We start from the raw sequence: 21,712 nt of genomic DNA, 5'->3' as shown, positions 1-21,712 counted from the left end.
GTGCCAAGGTGTGGGAGTGCGGGTGCTGGTGGTGGAGGACGAGGCGCGGCTGGCCGCCGCCCTGCGGCGCGGATTGCAGGCCGAGGGGTTCGCGGTGGACATCGCGTCCGACGGCCAGGACGGTCTGGAGATGGCCCGCCACGGCGGCTACGACGCGATGATCCTCGACGTGATGCTGCCGCGCCTGTCCGGTTACCGGGTGGTGCGGCAGTTGCGGGCCGAGCGCCACTGGCTGCCGGTGCTGATGCTGAGCGCCAAGGACGGGGAGTACGACCAGGCCGACGGTCTCGACTGCGGGGCTGACGACTACCTGACCAAACCCTTCTCGTACGTGGTGCTCCTGGCCCGGCTCCGGGCCCTGCTGCGACGTGGCGCCCAGGCCCGTCCGGTGGTCCTCGCGTTCGGTGACGTCGAGCTGGATCCGGCCGAGCGCCGGGTGCTGGTCGGCGGCGCGGAGGTGACCCTGACCGCCCGCGAGTTCGCCCTGTTGGAGTATCTGATGCGCCGCCCCGGCCAGGTCGTCTCCAAGACCGAGCTGCTGGACCACGTGTGGGACGCCTCCCTGGAGACGGCGCCGAACGCGGTCGAGGTCTACGCCGGCTACCTGCGCCGCAAGATCGGCCGGGAGCGGCTGGAGACGGTCCGTGGCGCCGGCTACCGGCTGGCCATCGTCACCCCGGGCGGATAGATGTTGCGCCGGGTCAAGGAGCTGAGCCTGCGGGCCCGGCTGCTGCTCGTCTCGGTGGCCGGGCTGATCCTCGGCCTGGCCGCCGGTGGGGTGCTGCTGGTCGCCGTGCTCGGCTACGCGCAGATCCGCTCGGTGCACAGTGAGGCGATGACCACCGCCCGCGGGGTGGCGGCGCTCGTCGACCAGGGTTCGCTGCCCAACCCGATCCCGGTCACCGCCGGGGTGCAGGTCCAGGTGATCGACGAGAACAACACGGTCCGGGCGGTGTCCGCCACCGCCGACCGGCTGGTGCCCATGCTGTACCAGCGGGAGCTGGACGGACTGGCCGACGGTGCGAGCCGCCGGATCCCCGGCTCCCGGATCGGATACCAGGGTGAGGCCCGGGTCGTGCAGGTCACCGCCGGGCCGCCGACCGCGCCGCTGCGGATCCTGGTCGCCCAGTCCACTCTGCAGGTCACCCAGAGCGTGCACGTGCTGCGGGCCACCCTGCTGATCGGGTTCCCGCTGTTGACGATCCTGCTCGCGGCCGGGCTGTGGCGGGCGCTCGGCGCGGCGCTGCGCCCGGTGGACGCGCTGCGCTCCGGCGCCGAGGAGATCACCGGCGGAACCAGGGCCGGCCGGCTGCCGGTCCCGGACGGCCGCGACGAGATCCACCGGCTCGCGGTGACCCTCAACGACATGCTGCACCGGCTGGACGCGGGCCGGGCCCGGCAGCGCGCGTTCGTCGCCGACGCCGCCCACGAGCTGCGCAGCCCGCTCACCAACATGCGCACCGAGCTGGAGGTGGCGCAGCACCTGCCGCACGACACCGACTGGCCGGAGCTGGCCGACGACCTGCTCGCCGACGTGCAGCGACTGTCCCGGCTGGTGGACGACCTGCTGCTGCTGGCCCGCTCGGACGAGGGGGTGCTCACCACCCGGCTGGAGGAGATCGACCTGGCCCAGTTCGTCGGTGAGGCCGCCGAGCGTTATCCCGGCGTGGTCTTCGACGATCCCGGCGTGCCGCTGCTCACCCAGGCCGAGCCGGACGCTCTGGCCCGGGTGATCACCAACCTTCTGGACAATGCGGAGCGTCACAAAGCGTCGAAGGTCACGGTGCGCGCCTACGCGGCCGGCCCGGATCTGGTGGTCGAGGTCATCGACGACGGGCCGGGCATTCCGGAGGCCGACCGGGAGCGGGTCTTCCAGCGGTTCACCCGGCTCGACGACGCCCGCGCCCGGGATGCCGGAGGCTCCGGCCTGGGCCTGGCCATCGTCGGTGAACTGGTGCGCAGACATCGCGGTACGGTCACGCTGGGTGACGCTAATCCTGGGCTGAGAGTGGTCGTCCGACTACCCGGATAGGACATTTTGGCGGTCGTCGAGGACCGCTGTTACGGTGCCGACTCGTTCTTTCATCAAGATCACGGGGAGGCGTCATGCGTTCACTCAAGGCTGTCCTGGGTGCCGGCGTTCTGGCCACCGCACTGCTGTCCGGCTGCTCCGGCGCCGACACGGCCGCGTGCGAGACCATCACCAAGGAACTCAACACCATCGCCACCGAAGGCATGAAGCAGGTGTCCGACCCGGCCGCCATCGCCAAGACCTATGCGGACGGCGCGGCCCGGATCCGGACGGCGGGCGCCGACGCCGGCGGTGACGTGCAGAGTTCGTCGAACGAACTGGCCACCGTCATGGAGGACTTCAGCAAGACCCTGACCGCCGGCAACGGCCAGATCCCGGACGCCGGCGCGTTCAGCACCGCCGCCCTCAAGGTCTCCGAGGCCTGCAAGTAGGTCGGCGGAGCGCTCCAAACGCCCAGTTCGGCTCCCGGGCAGCCCCGCCGGGTGCGCACGTTCCCGCTTCGTGAGCGACTGCCCATGCCGATGGCCCGGTCGGGTGCGCACGTTTGCGGTTTGTGGGTGGACGTCCGCGTCGGTGGGCCGTCGGGTGCGGACGTATTGCGTGGTCTGGTGGTTTGCCAAGGCCGGGGAGGGGCCCGGTTCGTCGTCGTTCGGGGTGGTCGGCGGCTCGGGGTCGAGGGCTGGGGCGGTTCGGGGGCTGGGGCGCTGGGGTGGACTGCCGGGGAGCACCGCATTCGCCCGGCGGTCGCCGGACGGTCCGGTGTGCGGCCGACCTCGCGCGGACCCGACGGGGCCACCCGATTCCGGGGGCCCGAACGGCGTACCGGCAACGGGTTGAGAATGACGCTGAACCCGGAGCCGGACGCCGGCCGGGACCCTCCGCCAAACCTTGCCGGGGGTCAGGAGATGTCGATGGCGTCCAACTCGGCGTAGTTGGCGCCCTTGCCGTACGAGATCGTGTTGGGCCCGGCCTTGAGGGTGACGTCGCGGCTGGTGGTCTGCCAGTTGTCCCAGCCCGTCAGCGGGTAGTCGACGGTGCCGGACGGGGTGCCGTTGACGGTCAGGGTGTGGTCGCCGGGGGCCGAGCCGTTCGCGAAGCGGGTGTGCAGCCGGTAGGTGCCGGAGCGCGGGACGTGGACACGGAAGGTCACCCGCGTGTCGGCGAAGTCGATGCCGCCGACCACCACGCCGTTGCTGGCGCCGCCGGTGGCGTACCGGGCGTTGGCCCTGGTGAAGTCGGCGTCCTCGGCCTCGTAGCGGATCCGGGCGCCCTCGACGACCGGGCGGCTGCCGTGCCAGTCCAGGCGCTGGGAGTACATCGCCCGGTAGGTGAAGCCGGTGTTCCAGCCGTGGAAGACGATGCGGTCGCGGCCGTCGGGGCCGGTCACCACGTCCTGGCCGCCGGGGCCGCGCACCTCACCGCCGAACTTGTCGGTGGTCATCAGCGGGGCCTCCGCCTTCCGGTACGGGCCCCGCAGGTTCTTCGCCGTGGCGTACCCGCTGACGTAGCTGCCGTTGCCGAAGAAGTTCGCCGAGTAGAACAGCACGTAGACGCCGTTGCGTTTCCACAGGGTGGGGGCCTCGACCAGGGTGCCCTCGTACGGCTTGTTCTGCTTGATCAGTGGGGTCTCCGCCCCGACCCGGCGCAGCCCGTCGGCGCTGACCTGTTGCAGGCGCAGCCAGGTGTCCTGGGCGCAGCAGTTGCCGTCGTTCTTCCACAGCAGGTAGCGGCGGCCGTGCTCGGTGTACGAGGACGCGTCGATCGCCCCGCCGATCTCCGGGGTGCAGACCAGCGGGGTGTCCCGGGGTGTGAACGGCCCGCCCGGTGCGGTGGCGGTGGCCGCGCCGATGCACTGCTTGCCGGAGGCCCGGTCGTGGGCGGTGTACCACATCACGAAGCCGCGCGGCCCGGTGGCGAACACCTCGGGCGCCCAGACCCCGTGGTCGCCGGGCCCGCCGGGTGGGAACGACCAGTCGGGGTCGGCCCAGGCGCCCAGGACCGGCAGCGGGTCGGCGTCCTGCACGGTCCAGGAGATCAGGTCGGTGGAGGTGGCCCATTTGATGTTCCGGCCGTCGCTGTTGGTGGCGTACGCGTGATAGGTCCGCCCGACCCTCATCACGTCGGGGTCGGCGAAGTTCTGGTCGACGACCGGCACGATCGTGGGTGGGGGAGCGGCGGAGGTGGGTGTGGACGCGGGTGGGCTCATGAGCGCCGGGACCGCGAAGACGAGTGCGGTGAGCGCCACGGCGGCGGCGAGCGGGGTGCGAGGCATGAGTGATCCTCTCCGCCACGATCGAGTCGAGTCAATGTTCGACCGTGAACGGACCTGAGCGGCCCTGCTCGCTTCATGGACTTGTCCCAGTCCACTGCAGATATTTCACCTCATGCGTACTCGTGTGCTCGTCGCGTTGGTGGCGCTGCTTCTCGGTGGGCTGGCCCTTCCCCGGCCGGCCGCCGCGGCGACCACGCTGATCTACACCACCTTCAAGGGGGACGGTGCAGCGGACCAGGAGCTGTGGGTCTACCAGTCCACCGACGGAGGGCTGAACTACAGCGTCCTGTACGACACCGACTTCCGCGGACCGACCGGGGTGCTGCGTGACCCGAGCATCATCAAGCGGGGCGGAACCTATTTCATCGCCTACACCTGGCAGTCCTGGACCACCAACTCCACCTATTTCGCCGTGGCCCGCAGCACCGACCTGCGCTCCTGGACGAACATCGCCACCGTGCCGTCCGGGATCAGCAGCACCAGGTTCACCTGGGCGCCCGAGTTCCACATCGAGGGCAACACCGTCAACATCATCGCCAACGTGGCGCAGACGACCTGCTCACAGTGCTTCCGGCCGTACGTCTACACCGCCCGGAACACCGACCTCACCTCGTGGAGCGGACCGCAGCAGATGTGGGGGCTGGGCTTCAACCACATCGACGCGTACGTGGTGAAGTCCGGCAGCACCTGGCACTCGTTCGTCAAGAACGAGACCACCAAGTACATCGAACACTGGACCAGCACCGACCGGCTCACCGGCGGCTGGATCAACCGGGGCAACCTGTGGACCTCCGGCTACGAGGGCCCGTCCCTGGTCCGCCTCGACGACGGCCGCTACCGCATCTACGTCGACAAGTACACCAACGGCGGCCTCTGGACCGCGACCAGCTCCGACCTGAACACCTGGACCGGTCTGAGCGCGGTCGGCTGCTCCGGCTGCCGGCACGGCACCGCCATCCCCCGTTGATTGGATCCCCCATGACACCTCTGCGCCGGCTCCTCCTCATCCCCCTGGCCGCCGCCCTCACCGCGATCGGCGGCCTGGCCGTCACCTCCGCACCGGCGGCCGCCGTCACCAGCCAGTTCCGTGGTGTGAACTGGGCGGTGCTCGGCGACAACTTCAGCACCGGGCCGCTGGTCGTGTCCGGGCTCAGCGCCTCGGACAGCAACGCCACCGTCCGGGCCAAGGCGAACGCCCTCTACGACGACATGGCCACGATCGGCGTCAACACGGTCCGGCTGCCGATCAACACCCACACCGTCGGTACGGCGTGGTGGGAGGCCTACCGGGGCGCCATCGACGCGGCCACCGCCCGTGGTTTCAAGGTGATCCTGGCGTATTGGGAGGACGGTGCCGCCTCCGGTGGCCGGATCACCAACATCGCGGCCTGGAACACCATGTGGTCGCGGGTCACCTACCTGTACGGCGCCAACACCAACGTCTACTTCGAGCCGATGAACGAGCCGCACGGCTACAGTTCGGCGGAGTGGCGCACGGTGGCCGCGAACTGGATGAGCTACCACTATTCGGCGGTGCCCGCGCGCACCCTGATCGGCGGCACCGGCTACAGCCAGGACCTGCGGGACGTGTGCAACGACAGCCGCTTCAACGGCACCCTGCTCTCGTTCCACCACTACGCGTTCTTCTACAGCGCGATGACCTACGACGCCTTCCGCACCCACATCCAGACCCGGCTCGGCAACTGCGCCTCCCGGGCGGTGGCCACCGAGTTCGGCGCCCCGATGTCGACCGGTCTCAACTACGCCGACGCCAACAGCACCGACAATTTCGTACGCCACATCAGAGCGATCACCCAGGTCATGCGGGACAACCGGATGGGTGGCACGTACTGGCCGGCGATCGGCGGCAAACCGACCGGCACCTCGGGTTACGACTACTACTCGATGTTCGCCCTGTCCGGCTCCGGCACCGACCTGAACCTGACCGTCCGCAACAACTCGGGCCGCGACCGCCTCCGCTACGGCTGGGGCCTCTGACCGATCCCGGTCGACCGCCGCCGCAGGCTCAGCGGCGGCGGTCACCGAGGGATCAGGACGAGTGAGGATCCCTCGTCCGTCATGCTGATCACCGATCCGGTCCTGGCGTCAGTCCGGCGAAATCGGAGTTCGCGCCGGCGAAGGTTCCTCTGGGCTTCGAGCACCGCCCCCGCACTGCCACTGTTGAGAGCCTCGTCGACACCGGCCTCCACGCCGAGGATGACCTGCAGCAGGCCGCCAGGAAGGGAGATGGTGTTCGGTACCCCGACAACGGTGAGGTCGTTGTCGATGGTTTCGGTGATCCGTTCCGGCCGACTGGCAGCCGTGCGTCCGAGCCTGGCCTGCATCACGCGGGGGGCCCAGCGCTGGAACGCCACGTCATTGCCGGCAAAATCGGCGAGAGCGGCCCACGAGCCGCGTAGTGCGGTAGTGGTCAACAGCGTGGGATCGACGGAATCGGGCTGCTGATCGAGGTCGACGTCGTTCGACTCCGAGATGTCCGCCTCGTAGATGTCGACGGTAACGGGTTCGGTGATCAGTTCCGGCAAGGACTCTGTCGCCGGTTCGGGCCCGGAGCCATCGTTCCGGTGTTGTACGGCGAGATAGCTGACCGAGGTCTGGGAGAGAACCGTGCTCACGGCCAGGCCATCCGGGATCCGGCCATCCACTGTCACGCTGCCCAGCTGTTGCGCCGCGTGTGCCAGTTGCCGATAGGCATATGGTTTCGTCTTGGTGCCCTTGCATTCCAGCAAGTCGATGCTGAATCGGTTGGGGGCCCGTGATGACTCGGAGATGACGAGATAGTCGGGCCGGTTCACGCCGGTCTGCTGCACCAGATGTCCGAGGCCTCCGGCGGAGATCAATCCGCTTGTCAGGGCGATGTCGATATCCACGGTACGAACCGTGCTGGTCCGGGGCCGGTGGTGACGGACCCAGTCCTCAGCGAGAAGGACGGCGAACCCGACGCCGAGTTCCTCGGATGTGACCCGTCGCTGGTTTCCCGCGACACGTCGTCCCGCCGGTGAGAGCACCAAGCGGCCACGCTTGCCCGCGTCGAAGAACCCGAGATATCGCAGAAGTCCCCAGTGGGCGTGGACGTCGTAGAGATCAGGCTGGTATCGGGGCCTGGTCGCTGAGGCGAGTCTGAGCATGACATCGACCGGTCGTATCGCCGTGTCCTGGCCGCTGGGTTCGCGGGACGCTGGACAAGCACTGTTAACACCCTTAATAATTTTACCTCCGTCTATCCCCAGCGGAGGAGTTCGATGCGCCGCACCCGTTCCCTCGTTCTGTCCATGGTCGCGGCGGTCGTCGCCGCCGGCCTCACGTTGCACGCCGTCAGCCCCGCCAGTGCCGCCGCCACCACGGCCACCTTCGCCAAGGTGTCCGACTGGGGGTCCGGCTGGCAGGGGGAGTACACGATCACCAACGGCGGCACGTCCGCCCTCACCTGGCGGGTCGAGTTCGATCTGCCGTCCGGCACCACGATGGGGTCCTACTGGGACGCGCTGCTGACCAGTTCCGGGCAGCATCACACGTTCACCGGCCGGTCCTGGAACGCCAGCGTGGCGCCCGGCGCGACCGCGAAGTTCGGCTTCATCGGCACCGGGGCGGGCGCTCCCACCGGGTGCAAGCTGAACGGTGTGTCCTGCACCGGAACCACCACCCCGACCACCCCGCCGACCACCACCCCACCGACCACCACCCCGCCCACGGGCACCACCCCGGTGGCCAGGAACGGTCAGCTCCGGGTGTGCGGGAAGCAGCTCTGCAACTCCCGGGGCAAGGCGATCCAGCTGCGCGGCATGAGCACCCACGGCCTCCAGTGGTACTCCAGCTGCGTCAACGACGCCTCACTGAACGTTCTGGCGAACGAGTGGAACGCGGACGTGGTGCGGCTCTCGATGTACATCCAGGAGGGTGGTTACGAGACCGACCCGGCCGGGTTCACCGCGAAGGTCAACGACTACATCGAGAAGGCCACCGCGCGGGGCATGTACGCGATCGTGGACTGGCACATGCTCTCGCCCGGTGATCCGAACTTCAACCTGGCGCGGGCCAAGACCTTCTTCCAGCAGATCGCGTCCCGGCACAAGGACAAGACGAACATCCTGTACGAGATCGCGAACGAGCCGAGTGGTGTGCACTGGAGCGCGATCAAGTCGTACGCCGATCAGCTGATCCCGGTGATCCGGGCGCAGGACCCGGACGGTGTGGTGCTGGTCGGGACCGAGGACTGGTCGTCGCTGGGCGCCTCCGGGGACGGGCAGGGTGTGTCGCGGATCCTGGCCAGCCCGGTGAACGCCACGAACATCATGTACACCTTCCACTTCTACGCGGCCTCGCACGACGACTACTACCTGAACACGTTCCGGGACGCGATCGCGAAGCTGCCGATGTTCGTGACCGAGTTCGGCACTCAGGAGGCGACCGGGGACGGGCCGAACAACTTCAGCCGGGCCCAGCAGTACCTGGATCTGATGGCCCAGCACAAGGTCAGCTGGGTGAACTGGAACTACTCCGACGACATGCGCTCGGGCGCGGTCTTCACCGAGGGCACCTGCGCGGCCGGGGCGTACTCCGGCACGGCCCGCCTGAAGCCGGCCGGCTCGTGGATCCGGGACCGGATCCGCACCGCCGACGACTTCTGACGGTCCTGCACCGAAACGCCGTCCCGGAGCATTCCGGGGCGGCGTTTCGCCGTCTTGATGCCTAGAACTACTATGCCTTGTACTTCTAGGTATCAACGGAGGCGCCCGTGCGTGTGACCAAGGACCTGGTGGCCGCCTCGGCGACACCGATCGTGCTCGGCATCCTCGCCGAGGGCGAGAGCTACGGCTACGCCATCCTGCGCCGCATCAACGACCTGTCCGGCGGCGAGCTGGACTGGACCGAGGGCTTCCTCTACCCCCTGCTGCACCGGCTGGAGCGTCTCGGGCACGTCGAGGCGTACTGGCACGTCGCGCCGGGGGAGCGCCGCCGCAAGTACTACCGGATCACCAAGCAGGGCCTGGCCGAGCTGGCCGAGCAGCGACGACAGTGGCAGACCGTCGTCGACACGCTCCAGCAGGTCTGGATGAGGCCCCTTCTCACCCCCATGGAGGGCACCGCGTGACCGTCACCGACGGCAAGGACGAACTGGAGGCCCAGTTCGCGCAGTGGCGGGAGTACGTCCGCCGCCGCCCGGAGCTGGTGGAGTCCGACGCCGACGAGCTGGAGGACCACCTCCGGGACTCGGTCGACGAGCTGGTCACCCTCGGGCTGGCCCGGGACGAGGCGTTCCTCATCGCGGTCAAGCGGATGGGCGGGCTGGACGACCTGTCCCGCGAGTTCGCCCGCGAGCACTCCGAGCGGCTGTGGAAGCAGCTGATGTTCACCGGCTCGCCGGGTGCGCCGGGCAAGCGGAACAACGATCTGATCGCCATGCTGGTCTGCGCGTTCGGCGCGGCGATCTCGATCAAGGTCCCGGACATGTTCGGGGCGGGCAGCGAGTTCTACGGCACCAACGCGACCCTGTTCGCGCTGCCCTGGCTGGCCGGGTTCCTGGTCTGGCGCCGCCGGCCGGCCACCTGGGTGCCCGGGCTGCTGGTGGCGCTGTTCGCGCTCGGCGCGGTGGCCGCCAGCGCCTTCTCCCTGGACGGCGACTCCCAGTCGTACGGCGTCGTGATGACCCACCTGCCGATCGCGCTGTGGCTGGTGGTGGGCCTGGCCTACGTCTCCGACGATCTGCGGTCGTCGCGCCGGCGGATGGACTTCATCCGGTTCACCGGCGAGTGGTTCATCTACATGGTGCTGATCGGTCTCGGCGGTGGTGTTCTCATCGTCTTCCTGTTCGGGATCTTCGACGCCATCGGGATCGGCGCCGACGCGGTCGTCGAGGAGTTCGTGATGCCCTGCGGCGCGGTGGCCGCCGCGGTGGTGGCCGGCTGGCTGGTCGAGGTCAAGCAGGGCGTGATCGAGAACATCGCGCCGGTGCTCACCCGGCTGTTCACCCCGCTGTTCACCGTGGTGCTGGTGGCCTTCCTGGCCGTGGTCGGCTGGAACGGCCGTGGGATGGTGATCGACCGGGAGACGCTCGTCATGTTCGACCTGCTGCTCGCGGTGGTGCTGGGCCTGCTGCTGTACTCGCTGTCGGCCCGCGACCCGCTGGCCCCGCGCGGGCCGTTCGACGTGATGCAGCTCGCGCTGGTGGTGAGCGCCCTGCTGATCGACGCGCTGGTGCTCTGGACGATGGCCGGGCGGATCGCCGAGTACGGCACCACCCCGAACAACGTGACCGCGATCGGGATGAACATCGTGCTGCTGGTCAACCTGGCCTGGTCGGCGTGGCTGCTGCTGGGCTTCGTCCGGCACCGGGCCGGGTTCGCCGCGATCGAGCGCTGGCAGACCTCCTACCTGCCGGTCTACGCGGTGTGGTGCTGGGCCGTGGTGCTGGTGCTGCCCCCGGTGTTCGGCTTCCGATGAGCTGTGGTTAGGTAAGGCTAGCCTCAATCGAGAGTGCCCAGGATCCTCTGGGCACTCTTCTTTGCTTTGCGGAAGGTTCAGTTAATGCGCTTCACAGTTCTGCCCGCCCTGGTCGCCGCCGCCGTCGTCCTCACCAGCTGCTCCACGGCCGAGAGCGACACGGCCACCGCCGGCGCCGGCACCCGCGCCGTCGAGCACGCCCGCGGCACCACCCAGGTCCCGGACGCCCCGCAGCGGGTCGTCGTGCTCGAACCCCTGGAACTGGACACCGCCGTCGCGGTCGGGATCACCCCGGTCGGCGCCGCCGTCGCCAGCAACGTCGCCGGAGTGCCGAAATACCTCGGCGCCGACGGCATCACCCCGGTCGGCACCGTGCCCGAACCGGACCTGGAGGCCATCGCCGCGCTCAAGCCCGACCTGATCCTCGGCACCGAATCCCGGCACGCCAAGCTCTACGACCAGCTCGCCTCGGTCGCGCCCACCGTCTACATCGCCACCCAGGCCGACCCGTGGCAGGACAACGCGATGCTGATCGGCACCGCGCTGAACAAGGCCGACCAGGTCAAGACGCTGCTCGACGGCTACAACGAGCGCTGCGCCGCGATCAAGGCCGAGCACGAGCTGGACGGCAAGACCGCCAACCTGATCCGGCCCCGCGACGAGACCACCCTCAGCCTGTACGGGCCGGTGTCGTTCGCCGGCAGCACCCTGCAGTGCACCGGCTTCACCATCCCCGAGCAGACCTGGGAGGACGGTCTGCAGGCCGACCTGTCGCCGGAGAACATCGGCAAGGCCAAGGCCAACCACGTCTTCGTCACCACCGCCGACGTCACCGACACGTCGACCATCCCGGCCGCGATCCGCGACAACCAGGCCGAGTTCCCGTCGGTGACCCTCGTCGACACCGCCGTCTGGGTGTCCGGCGTCGGCCCCAAGGGTGCGCAGATCGTGCTCGACGACATCGAGAAGTTTCTCGACGCGGCCAAGTGACGGTCGCCAGCGGGCGGCGCCGGAGGTACGCCACCGGCGCCGCCGCCATCCTCGTCACCCTCGCGGTCGTGCTGGTGCTGTCCCTCGCGGTCGGCGCGAACCCGCTCTCCCCGGCGGTCGTGTTCGACACCCTGCGCGGCGGCGGCGACGCGGAATCCCAGTACGTCGTCGGGCTGCGCGTCCCACGGACCGTCACCGGGATCGCCGCCGGAGTCGCCCTGGGCATCGCCGGCGCGCTGATCCAGGCCTTCACCCGCAACCCGCTCGCCGACCCGGGCATCCTCGGCGTCAACGCGGGCGCCGCCTTCGCCGTCGCGGCCGGTGTGGCGTTCCTGGGCCTGCGCGACATCACCGCGTTCGTCTGGCCGGCGTTCCTCGGCGCGCTCGTGGTCACCCTGGCCGTCTACGTGATCGGCTCGTCCGGGCGCGGCGCCGCCGACCCGATCCGGCTCACCCTCGCCGGAGTCGCCATCGGCGCCGTGCTGTCCGGCATCACCACCGGGCTCACCCTGAGCAACCCGGACGCCTTCGACAGCATGCGCGGCTGGAACGCCGGATCACTGCTCGGCCGGGACTTCGGCGTACTCCTGCCGGTCCTGCCGTTCCTGCTCGCCGGAATCGGCATCGCGGTCGCCGTCGCACCCGGCCTGAACGCCCTCGCCCTCGGCGACGACGTGGCCCGCGCCCAGGGCGCCGACGTGGCCGCCATCCGGGTCGCGGTGATCGCCGCGGTCACCCTGCTCTGCGGTACGGCCACCGCCCTCGCCGGCCCGATCTCCTTCGTCGGCCTGATGGTCCCGCACGCCGCCCGATGGCTCTTCGGCGTCGACCAGCGGGTGATCCTGGGAGTCTCGATGCTGCTCGCACCGATCGTGGTGCTGCTCGCCGACGTGATCGGGCGGGTGCTGATCGCCCCGGCCGAGATGCCGGTCGGCATCGTCACCGCGTTCGTCGGCGCCCCGGTGCTGATCCTGCTGGCCCGGCGGCGGAAGGCGGCCGGACTGTGAGAGGACATCTGCTGCTGCGCGCCGGAGGGCTCAGCCTGCTTGTCCGGCGCCGCGCCCTGTTCGTGGCGGTGGCGCTGACCACCCTGATCGCCGGGCTGTCGGTGCTCTCGCTGGGCCTCGGGACCTACACCCTCACCCCCGACCAGGTGGTACGGGCCCTGCTCGGTCACGCCGAGGGCCTCGACCGCACCGTGGTTCTGCAGTGGCGGTTACCCCGTACCCAGGCGGCGGTGTTGATCGGGGCCGTCCTCGGTGTCGCCGGAGCCCTCTTCCAGACGGTCACCCGCAATCCCCTGGCCAGCCCGGACGTGCTCGGACTCGGCAACGGCGCGTTCACCGGCATGCTGATCGCCGTCGTCCTCGGGGCCGGAAGCTGGGCGGCCACCACCCTCGGCGCGGTCCTCGGCGGCACCGTCGCGGCACTCTCCATCTGGGTGCTGGCCAGCCGCGACGGGGTCACCGGACTCCGGCTGATCATCGTCGGCATCGGGGTGTCCGCGCTGCTGTCCTCGGTCAACACCTGGCTGCTGCTGCAGGTCGAACTGGAGACCGCGATGTTCGCCTCGGCGTGGGGCGCCGGCACCCTCAACGGCGTCGGCGCCACCGCGGTCCGGGGCGCGGCACTGTGCGCGATCCCGCTGCTGGCACTGCTGGCGTTCCTCACCCCACGGCTGCGGCAACTCGACCTCGGTGACGACGCGGCCACCGCGCTGGGCACCCGGCCGGACGCCGTACGCCGCACGGTGCTGATCGTGGGTGTCGCCCTCGTCTCGATCGGCACCGCGATCGCCGGGCCGGTCGCGTTCATCGCCCTCGCCGCGCCGCAGATCGCCCGGCGGCTGGCCCGCACCCCGTACCTCTCGCTCGCCCTGTCCGCCCTGGTCGGCGCGGTCCTGTTGCTGGCCTCGGACCTGATCGCGCAGCACGTGCTGCCGGTCACCCTGCCGGTCGGCGTGGTCACCGTGTCGGTGGGCGGCCTCTACCTGATCACCATGATCGTCCAGGAGATCCGCCGATGAGACCATGGGAATACAGCGCCTTTCCGGTACGCGTCACCGCCACGCGCCGGCTCAGCCCCGGCTTCGTCCGGATCACCCTGGCCGGCCCGGCCCTGGAACACTTCGCACCTTGGGGCGTGGACCAGCGGATCAAAGTGGTGCTGCCGATGCCGGACGGCGGGCTCGCCGAGTTCGGCCTGCTCGACCAGCCCACCCCACACCCCTCGCACTGGTACGCCCGCTGGCGCGCCCTGCCGCCGGACCAGCGCAACGTGCTGCGCACCTACACGCCCGCGGCCATCCGGGACGGCGAGATCGACGTCGACTTCGTCATCCACGAACCGGCCGGGCCCGCCTCCGCCTGGGCCCTGACCGCCCGCCCCGGCGACCGGATCGTCATCACCGGCCCGGACATCCGGGCCGGCTGGACCGGGTACGGCATCTGCTGGGCGCCCGGCGACGCCCGCGACGTGCTGATCGCCGGCGACGAGACGGCCTTCCCGGCGATCCGCAACATCGTCACCACCCTCCGGCCCGGCGTCCGCGCGCACGTGCTCGCCGAGACCGGCGACCCGGCCGACGACCTGCTCACCGGCCTGGTCCGGGACGGCGTCACGGTCCGGGTGGCGGCCCGCGGCGCGGTGCACGGGCAGGCCCTGGAACAGCTGGTCCGCGACTGTCCGCTCGCCGACGGCGGCTACGTCTGGATCGCCGGCGAGTCGGGATCGGTCACCCGCATCCGCCAGCACCTGACCCGCGACCGCGGCGTCCCCAAGGACCGGATCGCCTTCCTCGGCTACTGGAAGCTGGGTGGCGCCCTGGTCGGTTAGGCCCGGCCGGACGCGGTGGTCACCGAACCCCGTGTGCCGCGGAGCGGCTCGAATCGAGCCGCTCCGCGGCACACGGGTCACCCGCCGATCGGGTGACCCGACCCTGGCCGACCGCCGGTCGTCACCTCGGGTGTGCGGTCCATCGACGGTGTGTTCGTCGACACGTCTACGGCGTTTAGGCCGTCCCGGCCATCTTCGGTGCGTAGTTTCGATTGCTGCCCTCGGAGATGGAGCGATATTCGGTGACCGTCACGACAGACCTGCGACTGATCGAGCTTCCCGGTGTGACACCGGCGGTGTTCCGCTCACCCTCGGCGCCGGTCCGCCGCACGCTACTGGACGTCTTCGAGGCGACCGTCGAGGCCCACGGCGAGGCACCCGCGATCGACACCGGGGCGGGCACGCTCACCTACCGGCAGTTCGCCGCCGAGGTCGACACGCTGCGCGCCACCCTGGCCGGGCACGGCATCGGGCCCGGTGACCGGGTCGGCGTCCGCATCTCCTCCGGCACCGCCGAGCTCTACCTGGCGATCCTCGGCGTGCTGGCGGCCGGCGCGGCCTACGTCCCGGTGGACGCCGACGACCCGGACGAGCGGGCCGAGCTGGTCTTCACCGAGGCGGGCGTGTGCGCGGTGCTGGGCGACGGCCTGACCGTTTCGCTACGGCGTACCCAGGACGGTTCGCTACGGCCTACCCAGGACGGTTCGCTACGGCGTACCCAGGAGGGAGAACCGGGCCGGCCGGGACCTTCGGACGACGCCTGGATCATCTTCACCTCCGGGTCCACCGGCACCCCGAAGGGGGTCGCCGTCCCGCACGGCGCCGCCGCCGCGTTCGTCGACGCCGAGGCGCGGCTCTTCCTCGCCGGCGGCGACACCGAACCACTCGGGCCCGGCGACCGGGTGCTGGCCGGGCTGTCGGTCGCCTTCGACGCCTCCTGCGAGGAGATGTGGCTGGCCTGGCGGCACGGCGCCTGCCTGGTCCCGGCCGCCCGCTCGCTGGTGCGCAGCGGTGTCGACCTGGGCCCGTGGCTGGCCGCCCAGCGCATCACCGTCGTCTCCACCGTGCCGACCCTGGCCGCGCTGTGGCCGGCCGCCGCCCTGGAGGACGTCCGGCTGCTGATCTTCGGCGGCGAGGCGTGCCCGCCCGAACTGGCCGAACGACTCGCCGTCGAGGGCCGCGAGGTGTGGAACACCTACGGCCCGACCGAGGCGACCGTGGTGGCCTGCGCGGCCCGGATGACCGGTGTGGGCCCGGTGCGGATCGGCCTGCCGCTGGCCGGCTGGGAACTGGCCGTGGTCGACGCGTCCGGCGAGCCGGTGCTGATGGGCGAGACCGGTGAGCTGGTGATCGGCGGGGTCGGCCTGGCCCGCTACCTGGACGCCGCGAAGGACGCCGAGAAGTTCGCGCCGCTGCCCGCCCTGGACTGGGCGCGCGCCTACCGCAGCGGTGACATCGTGCGCGCCGAGCCGGAGGGACTGCTGTTCCTGGGGCGCGGCGACGAGCAGGTGAAACTCGGCGGGCGCCGGATCGAGCTGGGTGAGGTGGACGCCGCCCTGCAAGGGCTGCCGGGGGTGGCCGGGGCGGCCGCCGCGGTGAAACGGACCGCCGGTGGCAACCAGCTCCTGGTGGGCTATCTGGTGCCACACGGTGACGGCTTCGACCTGGCCGCCGCCAACGAGCGGATCCGCGAACAGCTGCCGGCCGCGCTCGTCCCGCTGCTGGCCCTGGTGGACGAGCTGCCCACCCGCACCTCCGGCAAGGTGGACCGGGCCGCCCTGCCGTGGCCGCTTGCCACCGGCACGGCCGAACCCGGCGAGCTGACCGCGTCCGAACAATGGCTGGCCGGCGGCTGGGAGGAGATCCTGGGCGTGCGGCCGGGGCAGCCCGACGCCGACTTCTTCACCAGCGGCGGCGGCAGCCTCAACGCGGCCCAGCTGGTCGCCTGGATCCGCCGCGAGCACCCCCGGGTGTCGGTCGCCGACATCTACCAGAACCCGCGCCTGTCCCGGATGGCCGCGGTCATCGACGGCCTCGGCGCCGACGACACCGTCCGCCGCGAGGTCCGGCCGGCACCCCGCCGGCGCGGTCTCGTGCAGGCCCTGCTGATGATCCCGATGCTGGCGCTGGCCGGTCTGCGCTGGCTGACCGTGCTGGCCGCGGTCGGCATCGTGCTCGGCCTGCTGCCGCACGTCTCCTGGTGGTGGATCGGCGCGGCCGGGGTGGTGCTGTTCAGCCCGCCCGGCCGGATCGCCCTGGCCGCCGGCGCCGCCCGGCTGCTGCTGCGCGGCGTCGGCCCCGGCACGTACCCCCGCGGCGGCAGCGTCCACCTGCGGCTCTGGGCCGCCGAGCGGTTCGCCGAACTGAGCGGCGCGACCGGGGTGGCCGGAGCCGGCTGGATGATCACCTACGCGAAACTGCTCGGCGCCCGTCTCGGCCGCGACGTCGACCTGCACTCCCCACCCCCGGTCACCGGCCTGCTGCGGCTCGGCCGGGGCGCGGCCATCGAACCCGAAGTGGACCTGGCCGGGCACTGGGTGGACGGCGACGTGCTGCGGATCGGCGCGGTCCGGGTCGGCGCCGGCGGCCGGGTCGGGGCCCGTAGCACCCTGATGCCGGGTGCCCGGGTCGGCAAGGGCGCGCGGATCGCCGCCGGTTCCACCGTCACCGGCGCGGTGCCGGCGAACCAGCGGTGGGCCGGATCCCCGGCGGTTCCGGTGGCCGAGAAGGGCGCCACCGTGTGGCCGTCGCAGCGTCCCGAGCGGTCCCGGTTCAGCGATCGGTCATGGGTCTTCGCGTACCGGCTGACCGCGCAAGCCCTCGCCCTGGTGCCGGTGGTGGCGGCGCTGCCCGCGCTGGCACTGCTGAACTGGGGACTCGGCAGCGGGCTGATGCCGGCCGCCGTACCGGCCGCGGCGGTGGCGTTCCTGCTGGCGTACGCCATCGTGGTGTTGATCGCGGTCCGGCTGCTCGGCATCGGGCTGCGCGAGGGCTTCCACCCCGTCCAGGGCCGCGTCGCGTGGCAGGTGTGGACCACCGAGCACCTGATGGGGATGGCCCGGGTGGCGCTGTTCCCGATCTACTCCAGCCTGTTCACACCGGTGTGGCTGCGGCTGCTCGGCGCCAAGGTGGGCCGCGGCGCGGAGATCTCCACCGTGCTCGCCGTGCCCGCCATGACCACCGTCGACGACCACGCGTTCCTCGCCGACGACACCATGGTCGCCACCTACGAACTCAGCCACGGCTGGCTGCGGGTCGCCCCCGCCCGGATCGGCAAGCAGGCGTTCCTCGGCAACTCCGGGATGGCCGCGCCCGGCCGTTCGGTGCCGAAACGGGGCCTCGTCGGGGTGCTGTCGTCGGCGCCGCACAAGGCCAAGAAGGGCTCGTCCTGGCTGGGCGCCCCGCCGATGCCGCTGCGCCGGGTGGTGGAGACCGCCGACACCGGCCGCACCTACGACCCGCCGGCACGGCTCAAAGTGGCCCGCGCCGTGATCGAACTGTGCCGGGTCGTGCCGGTGATGCTCGCCGGGACACTGGCCGTGTCGGTGCTCGCCACGATCGCCGTCGTCTGGCGTACCGCCGGGCTCGGCGTCGCCGCCCTCGCCGCCGGGCCGGTGCTGTTCGCCGCCGCGATCACCGGCGCGCTGCTGGCCACCGCCGCGAAATGGCTGCTCGTCGGCCGGTTCCGGGTCACCGAACGGGCACTCTGGACGTCGTTCGTGTGGCGCAACGAACTCGCCGACACATTCGTCGAAGTCCTCGCCACCCCGTGGCTGTTCCGGCTCGCCACCGGGACGCCACTGCTCAACCTGTGGTTGCGTACCCTCGGAGCCGGAATCGGGCGCGGAGTCTGGCTGGAGACGCTGTGGCTGCCCGAGTTCGATCTGGTCCGGCTCGGCGCCGGTGCGACCGTCAACCGGGGGTGCGTGGTGCAGACCCACCTGTTCCATGATCGGATCATGGCCATGGATGAGGTCACTCTCGGCGCGGGCGCCACCCTCGGCCCGCACGGCATCGTGCTGCCCGGCGCCGGCATCGGCGCACGCACCACCGTCGGCCCCGGCTCACTCGTCACCCGCGGTGACGCCGTGCCCGCCGACACCCGCTGGCTGGGCAACCCGATCGCGACCTGGCCGGTGACGGCCCCCCGCAAGGCATGACCCCGTCGGCCACCCCGGGTGCCGAGCGTTCCACCGATCCCTACCTGCCCGAAGCCGGCAACGGCGGCTACCGGGTGCTGCACTACGACCTGGACCTCGACTACCGGGTGGTGTCCAACCGGCTGGCCGGCAAAGCCGTCGTCACCGCGCGGGCCGTCCAGTCGCTGTCCCGATTCACCCTCGACCTGGCCCGGCTCCAGGTCCGCGACGTGCGAGTGGACGGCCGCCCGGCCCGATTCGACCACCGGCCGGGCAAGCTGCGGATCAAACCCGAGCGCCCGGTCGGTTACGGCACAACCTTCAAGATCGAGATTAGGTACGGGGGCAAACCCGGCCCCGTCTCCGGCCGCTGGGGGGACATCGGCTGGGACGAACTCAGCGACGGAGTACTCGTCGCCAGCCAGCCCAACGGGGCGCCCAGCTGGTTCCCGTGCAACGACCGGCCCGACGACAAGGCCACCTTCCTGATCCGGCTCACCACCGCGTCGGCGTACACCGCCCTGGTCACCGGCGACCTGGTGTCCCGCCGTCGCGGCGCCGGCACCACCACCTGGGTGTACGAGCGCAACGAGCCGACCGCGCCCTACCTGATGAGCGTCCAGATCGGCCGGTACGAGACGGTGTCCCTGGCCGACAGCGGACCCGTCCAGCGGGCCGCCATCACCCCGCGCGTCCGCGGCGTGTTCGCCCACGACTTCGGCCGGCACGGCGAGATCATGGCCGTGCTGGAGCGGCTGTTCGGGCCCTACCCGTTCCGCGAGTACGTCGTCGTGGTCACCGACGACGACCTGGACGACCCGGTCGAAGCGCAGGGCATGGCCGTGTTCGGGCGCAACCACCTGGACGGCAGGCGCACCCACGAACGCCTCATCGTCCACGAGTTGGCCCACCAGTGGTTCGGCAACAGTCTCACCGTCGCCGACTGGCGGCACATCTGGCTCAACGAGGGCTTCGCGACGTACGCCGAATGGATGTGGTCCGGCGCGTCCGGCGGCCCGTCCACCAACGCCCACGCCGCCGGCTGGCACGCCTGGGTGGCCGCCCGCCCCACCACGTTCACCGTCGCCGACCCCGGGGTGTCCCGGATGTTCGACACGGTGATCTACAAGCGGGGCGCGCTGACGTTGCACGCGCTGCGCGCGAAACTCGGCGAACAGGCGTTCCTGGCCATGCTCCGCTCCTGGGTCGCCGAACATCGCCACAGCACGGTGACCACGGCCCAGTTCCGCACCCACGCGGCCCGCTTCACCACCGCCCCCCTGGACGACCTGTTCACGGCGTGGCTGGACCGCCCCGAACTGCCCCCGCCTCCCCGCATCCGCTAGCGAGCCTCCGTGGTCGAGCCAATCCGCGTGCCGGCGCGGATTCGCCGTCATCGGTGAGAATGCCGCGCGGTCCCGTGCCGCGCGGTCCCGTGCCGCGCGGTCCCGTGCCGCGCGGTCCCGTGCCGCGCGGTCCCGTGCCGCGCGGTCCCGTGCCGCGCCTCGGCCAATCCGCACCCGGGGCCGCCCGCCCCGATCTTGGAGGATTCACCACCGGAGAGAGTCGTGTTGTCGATCGCCCGATCGCTTTCCGGTCGTCCCCGCGCGTCGCCGACCCACTCAGTCGCGATCTTGGCGGATTTACCACCGTTTGAGCCTTCTCCTCAGCTGCCGGCCCGCGCGCGGTCAATTCCCCACGCGAGCGCCCGCCTTCCAGCTCCGCCCTGGCCGATCTTGGCGGATTTACCACCTTTTTCGGTGGTAAATCCTCCAAGATCGGCCCGGAAAGGCCTCTGCGCCCGGCAACCCTGACCGAAAATAACACAGGGTTACCGAATGGGCCGCAATCTATGCGGACCGTGACCGGCGTGGACGACACCGTGACCGCACCGGCCGCCATGGCTACCAACCGCGACCACCATCCCACCCTGGCCGGCCGGCATCGCCTGGGCGACAGTCAGCCTGGGCTGACAGACTGCCCGGGCTGGCCAATCCACCCCGTCCGGGCCGGCGGGCTGCCTGGGCCGGCCAGTCCACCCCGTCCGGGCCGGCGGGCTGCCTGGGCCGGCCAGTCCACCCCGTCCGGGCCGACGGGCTGCCTGGGTCGGCCAGTCCACCCTGGCCAGCCCATCCGGGCTGGACGGCACCGCCCGAGCTCGACGAACACCCGCCCGGCGCGGACCGCACCGCTGACCCATCGGCTGTCCGCCCGCCAGGTGCCCGGCTGGTCGGCTCGCCTGCTTCGGCTCACCTGCTTCTCGCCTGTTCGGCTCACCTGCTTCGTTTTACTCCGCTCTGAACCGGTTTACCCTTCTATGCCTCGGCCTGCCCATTTCTGCCGCTTTTAGCCCGGGAGCACCGCATTCGGCCCGGTGGTCGCCGGGCGGTCTGGTGGGGAGGCGGACCTCGCGGGGACGATGGAGGGCTGCCCGATTTCTGTGGGCCCGATTGGCGTACCGCTGAGGGGTCTCTAAATGGGCGCTCAAGCCGGAGGCGGGGGTGGGGCCGGTGGGGCGCGGCCGGGTGTTCGGTGGCGACGTTCGGCGGATGGTGGGCGGGACGCTCGGGTTGATTTTAAAGATCATTTCGGGGAGTCGTGGGGGTCGGGGCGTCACTAACGTCGTTGCGGTTCGGTGCTGTTGGTGGTGCCGGCTCGGGGGAGCGGTACGGAGGTACGGGGCGTTGGGTTCGGGAGTGTTGCCGCCCAACCTGGTGACGGCCGCGGACCTTCTTCTCGATGGGGCTCGCACGCCCGCGGATCTGGCCGGGCTGCTGCGGGCGGCTGGGGTGATCATGCCGGCGGCGCGGCTCGCCCGTCTTCCGGAGCGGTATCCGGACATTTTCGGCTGGGACACTCAGGGGCGGCTCTGTCTCGCATCCGGAATTTCGGAAATGTCCGACAAGGATGCTGCGGGTGGCGCGGGTGTTGCGGGTGGCGCGGGTGTTGCGGGTGTTGCGGGTGTTGCGGGTGTTGCGGGTG

The 21,712-nt window shown here is 70.9% G+C and carries 17 protein-coding genes; 15 read left to right on the top strand and 2 right to left on the bottom strand.

The genetic code is table 11. The features are described 5' to 3' along the window. Positions 1–16 precede the first annotated feature (16 nt). The 3 genes from ACQ0O7_RS27205 (at position 17) to ACQ0O7_RS27195 (ending at position 2,463) form a co-directional block, all read left to right on the top strand. Positions 17–688, top strand: coding sequence for a response regulator transcription factor (locus tag ACQ0O7_RS27205; protein ID WP_430785684.1), 672 nt, complete (start codon positions 17–19; stop codon positions 686–688). Positions 689–730: 42 nt separating this feature from the next. Beyond that, a complete protein-coding gene (locus tag ACQ0O7_RS27200; RefSeq protein WP_430786285.1) occupies positions 731–2,032 on the top strand; it encodes an ATP-binding protein in 1,302 nt (433 codons plus the stop codon). A gap of 74 nt (positions 2,033–2,106) precedes the next feature. Beyond that, positions 2,107–2,463, top strand: a complete 357-nt coding sequence (locus tag ACQ0O7_RS27195; protein WP_430785682.1) for a hypothetical protein — start codon at positions 2,107–2,109, stop codon at positions 2,461–2,463. 467 nt (positions 2,464–2,930) lie between these two features. On the opposite strand, the gene ACQ0O7_RS27190 is transcribed toward ACQ0O7_RS27195, so the two are convergent. Beyond that, on the bottom strand, positions 2,931–4,304 hold the full coding sequence (locus ACQ0O7_RS27190) for a family 43 glycosylhydrolase (RefSeq protein WP_430785680.1): 1,374 nt from the start codon (positions 4,302–4,304) through the stop codon (positions 2,931–2,933). Positions 4,305–4,416: 112 nt separating this feature from the next. Here ACQ0O7_RS27190 and ACQ0O7_RS27185 point away from each other — a divergent pair, with 112 nt between their 5' ends. Together ACQ0O7_RS27185 and ACQ0O7_RS27180 are read left to right on the top strand one after the other, a co-directional pair. Then, a complete protein-coding gene (locus tag ACQ0O7_RS27185) occupies positions 4,417–5,271 on the top strand; it encodes a family 43 glycosylhydrolase (RefSeq protein WP_430785678.1) in 855 nt (284 codons plus the stop codon). Between the two features lie 11 nt (positions 5,272–5,282). Beyond that, complete coding sequence (locus tag ACQ0O7_RS27180) at positions 5,283–6,302, top strand: glycoside hydrolase family 5 protein (RefSeq protein ID WP_430785676.1); 1,020 nt, start codon at positions 5,283–5,285, stop codon at positions 6,300–6,302. A gap of 41 nt (positions 6,303–6,343) precedes the next feature. Here the strand turns inward: ACQ0O7_RS27180 and ACQ0O7_RS27175 are convergent, their stop codons facing one another. Next, positions 6,344–7,195 carry a hypothetical protein gene (locus ACQ0O7_RS27175; RefSeq protein WP_430785674.1) on the bottom strand — a complete coding sequence of 284 codons (852 nt, stop codon included), beginning with the start codon at positions 7,193–7,195 and terminating at the stop codon, positions 6,344–6,346. A gap of 372 nt (positions 7,196–7,567) precedes the next feature. On the opposite strand from ACQ0O7_RS27175, the gene ACQ0O7_RS27170 reads away from it, so the two are divergent. The 10 genes from ACQ0O7_RS27170 to ACQ0O7_RS27125 all read left to right on the top strand — a co-directional run. Then, on the top strand, positions 7,568–8,953 hold the full coding sequence (locus ACQ0O7_RS27170) for a cellulase family glycosylhydrolase (protein WP_430785672.1): 1,386 nt from the start codon (positions 7,568–7,570) through the stop codon (positions 8,951–8,953). A 107-nt stretch (positions 8,954–9,060) separates the two neighbouring features. Next, positions 9,061–9,417 (top strand): PadR family transcriptional regulator, encoded by a 357-nt coding sequence (locus ACQ0O7_RS27165; protein ID WP_430785670.1) that lies wholly within the window; start codon positions 9,061–9,063, stop codon positions 9,415–9,417. Then, the gene (locus tag ACQ0O7_RS27160; RefSeq protein WP_430785668.1) at positions 9,414–10,766 is read left to right on the top strand and encodes a permease prefix domain 1-containing protein; all 1,353 of its coding nucleotides are present in this window, start codon (positions 9,414–9,416) and stop codon (positions 10,764–10,766) included. The genes ACQ0O7_RS27165 and ACQ0O7_RS27160 overlap by 4 nt, the downstream gene beginning before the upstream one ends. Positions 10,767–10,850: 84 nt before the next feature. Next, entirely contained in the window at positions 10,851–11,756 is a 906-nt protein-coding gene (locus tag ACQ0O7_RS27155; RefSeq protein WP_430785666.1) for an ABC transporter substrate-binding protein, read from the top strand. After that, a complete protein-coding gene (locus ACQ0O7_RS27150) occupies positions 11,753–12,763 on the top strand; it encodes an iron chelate uptake ABC transporter family permease subunit (RefSeq protein ID WP_430785664.1) in 1,011 nt (336 codons plus the stop codon). Before ACQ0O7_RS27155 ends, ACQ0O7_RS27150 begins: the two co-directional genes overlap by 4 nt. Beyond that, positions 12,760–13,782 (top strand): FecCD family ABC transporter permease, encoded by a 1,023-nt coding sequence (locus tag ACQ0O7_RS27145; RefSeq protein WP_430785662.1) that lies wholly within the window; start codon positions 12,760–12,762, stop codon positions 13,780–13,782. The genes ACQ0O7_RS27150 and ACQ0O7_RS27145 overlap by 4 nt, the downstream gene beginning before the upstream one ends. Next, entirely contained in the window at positions 13,779–14,591 is an 813-nt protein-coding gene (locus ACQ0O7_RS27140; RefSeq protein WP_430785660.1) for a siderophore-interacting protein, read from the top strand. Before ACQ0O7_RS27145 ends, ACQ0O7_RS27140 begins: the two co-directional genes overlap by 4 nt. Positions 14,592–14,833: 242 nt before the next feature. Next, complete coding sequence (locus ACQ0O7_RS27135) at positions 14,834–18,751, top strand: Pls/PosA family non-ribosomal peptide synthetase (RefSeq protein WP_430785658.1); 3,918 nt, start codon at positions 14,834–14,836, stop codon at positions 18,749–18,751. Next, positions 18,748–20,076: a M1 family metallopeptidase gene (locus ACQ0O7_RS27130; protein WP_430785656.1), complete on the top strand. Its 1,329-nt coding sequence runs from the start codon at positions 18,748–18,750 to the stop codon at positions 20,074–20,076. The genes ACQ0O7_RS27135 and ACQ0O7_RS27130 overlap by 4 nt, the downstream gene beginning before the upstream one ends. 1,350 nt (positions 20,077–21,426) lie before the next feature. Then, on the top strand, positions 21,427–21,712 hold a 286-nt coding region (locus ACQ0O7_RS27125), incomplete at its 3' end, for a hypothetical protein (protein WP_430785655.1).

This window comes from Actinoplanes sp. G11-F43 (assembly GCF_050589265.1).
Lineage (GTDB): Bacteria > Actinomycetota > Actinomycetes > Mycobacteriales > Micromonosporaceae > Actinoplanes.
The sequence above is the reverse complement of the archived record's forward strand: the minus strand, read 5'-3'. Positions and strand labels throughout refer to the sequence as shown.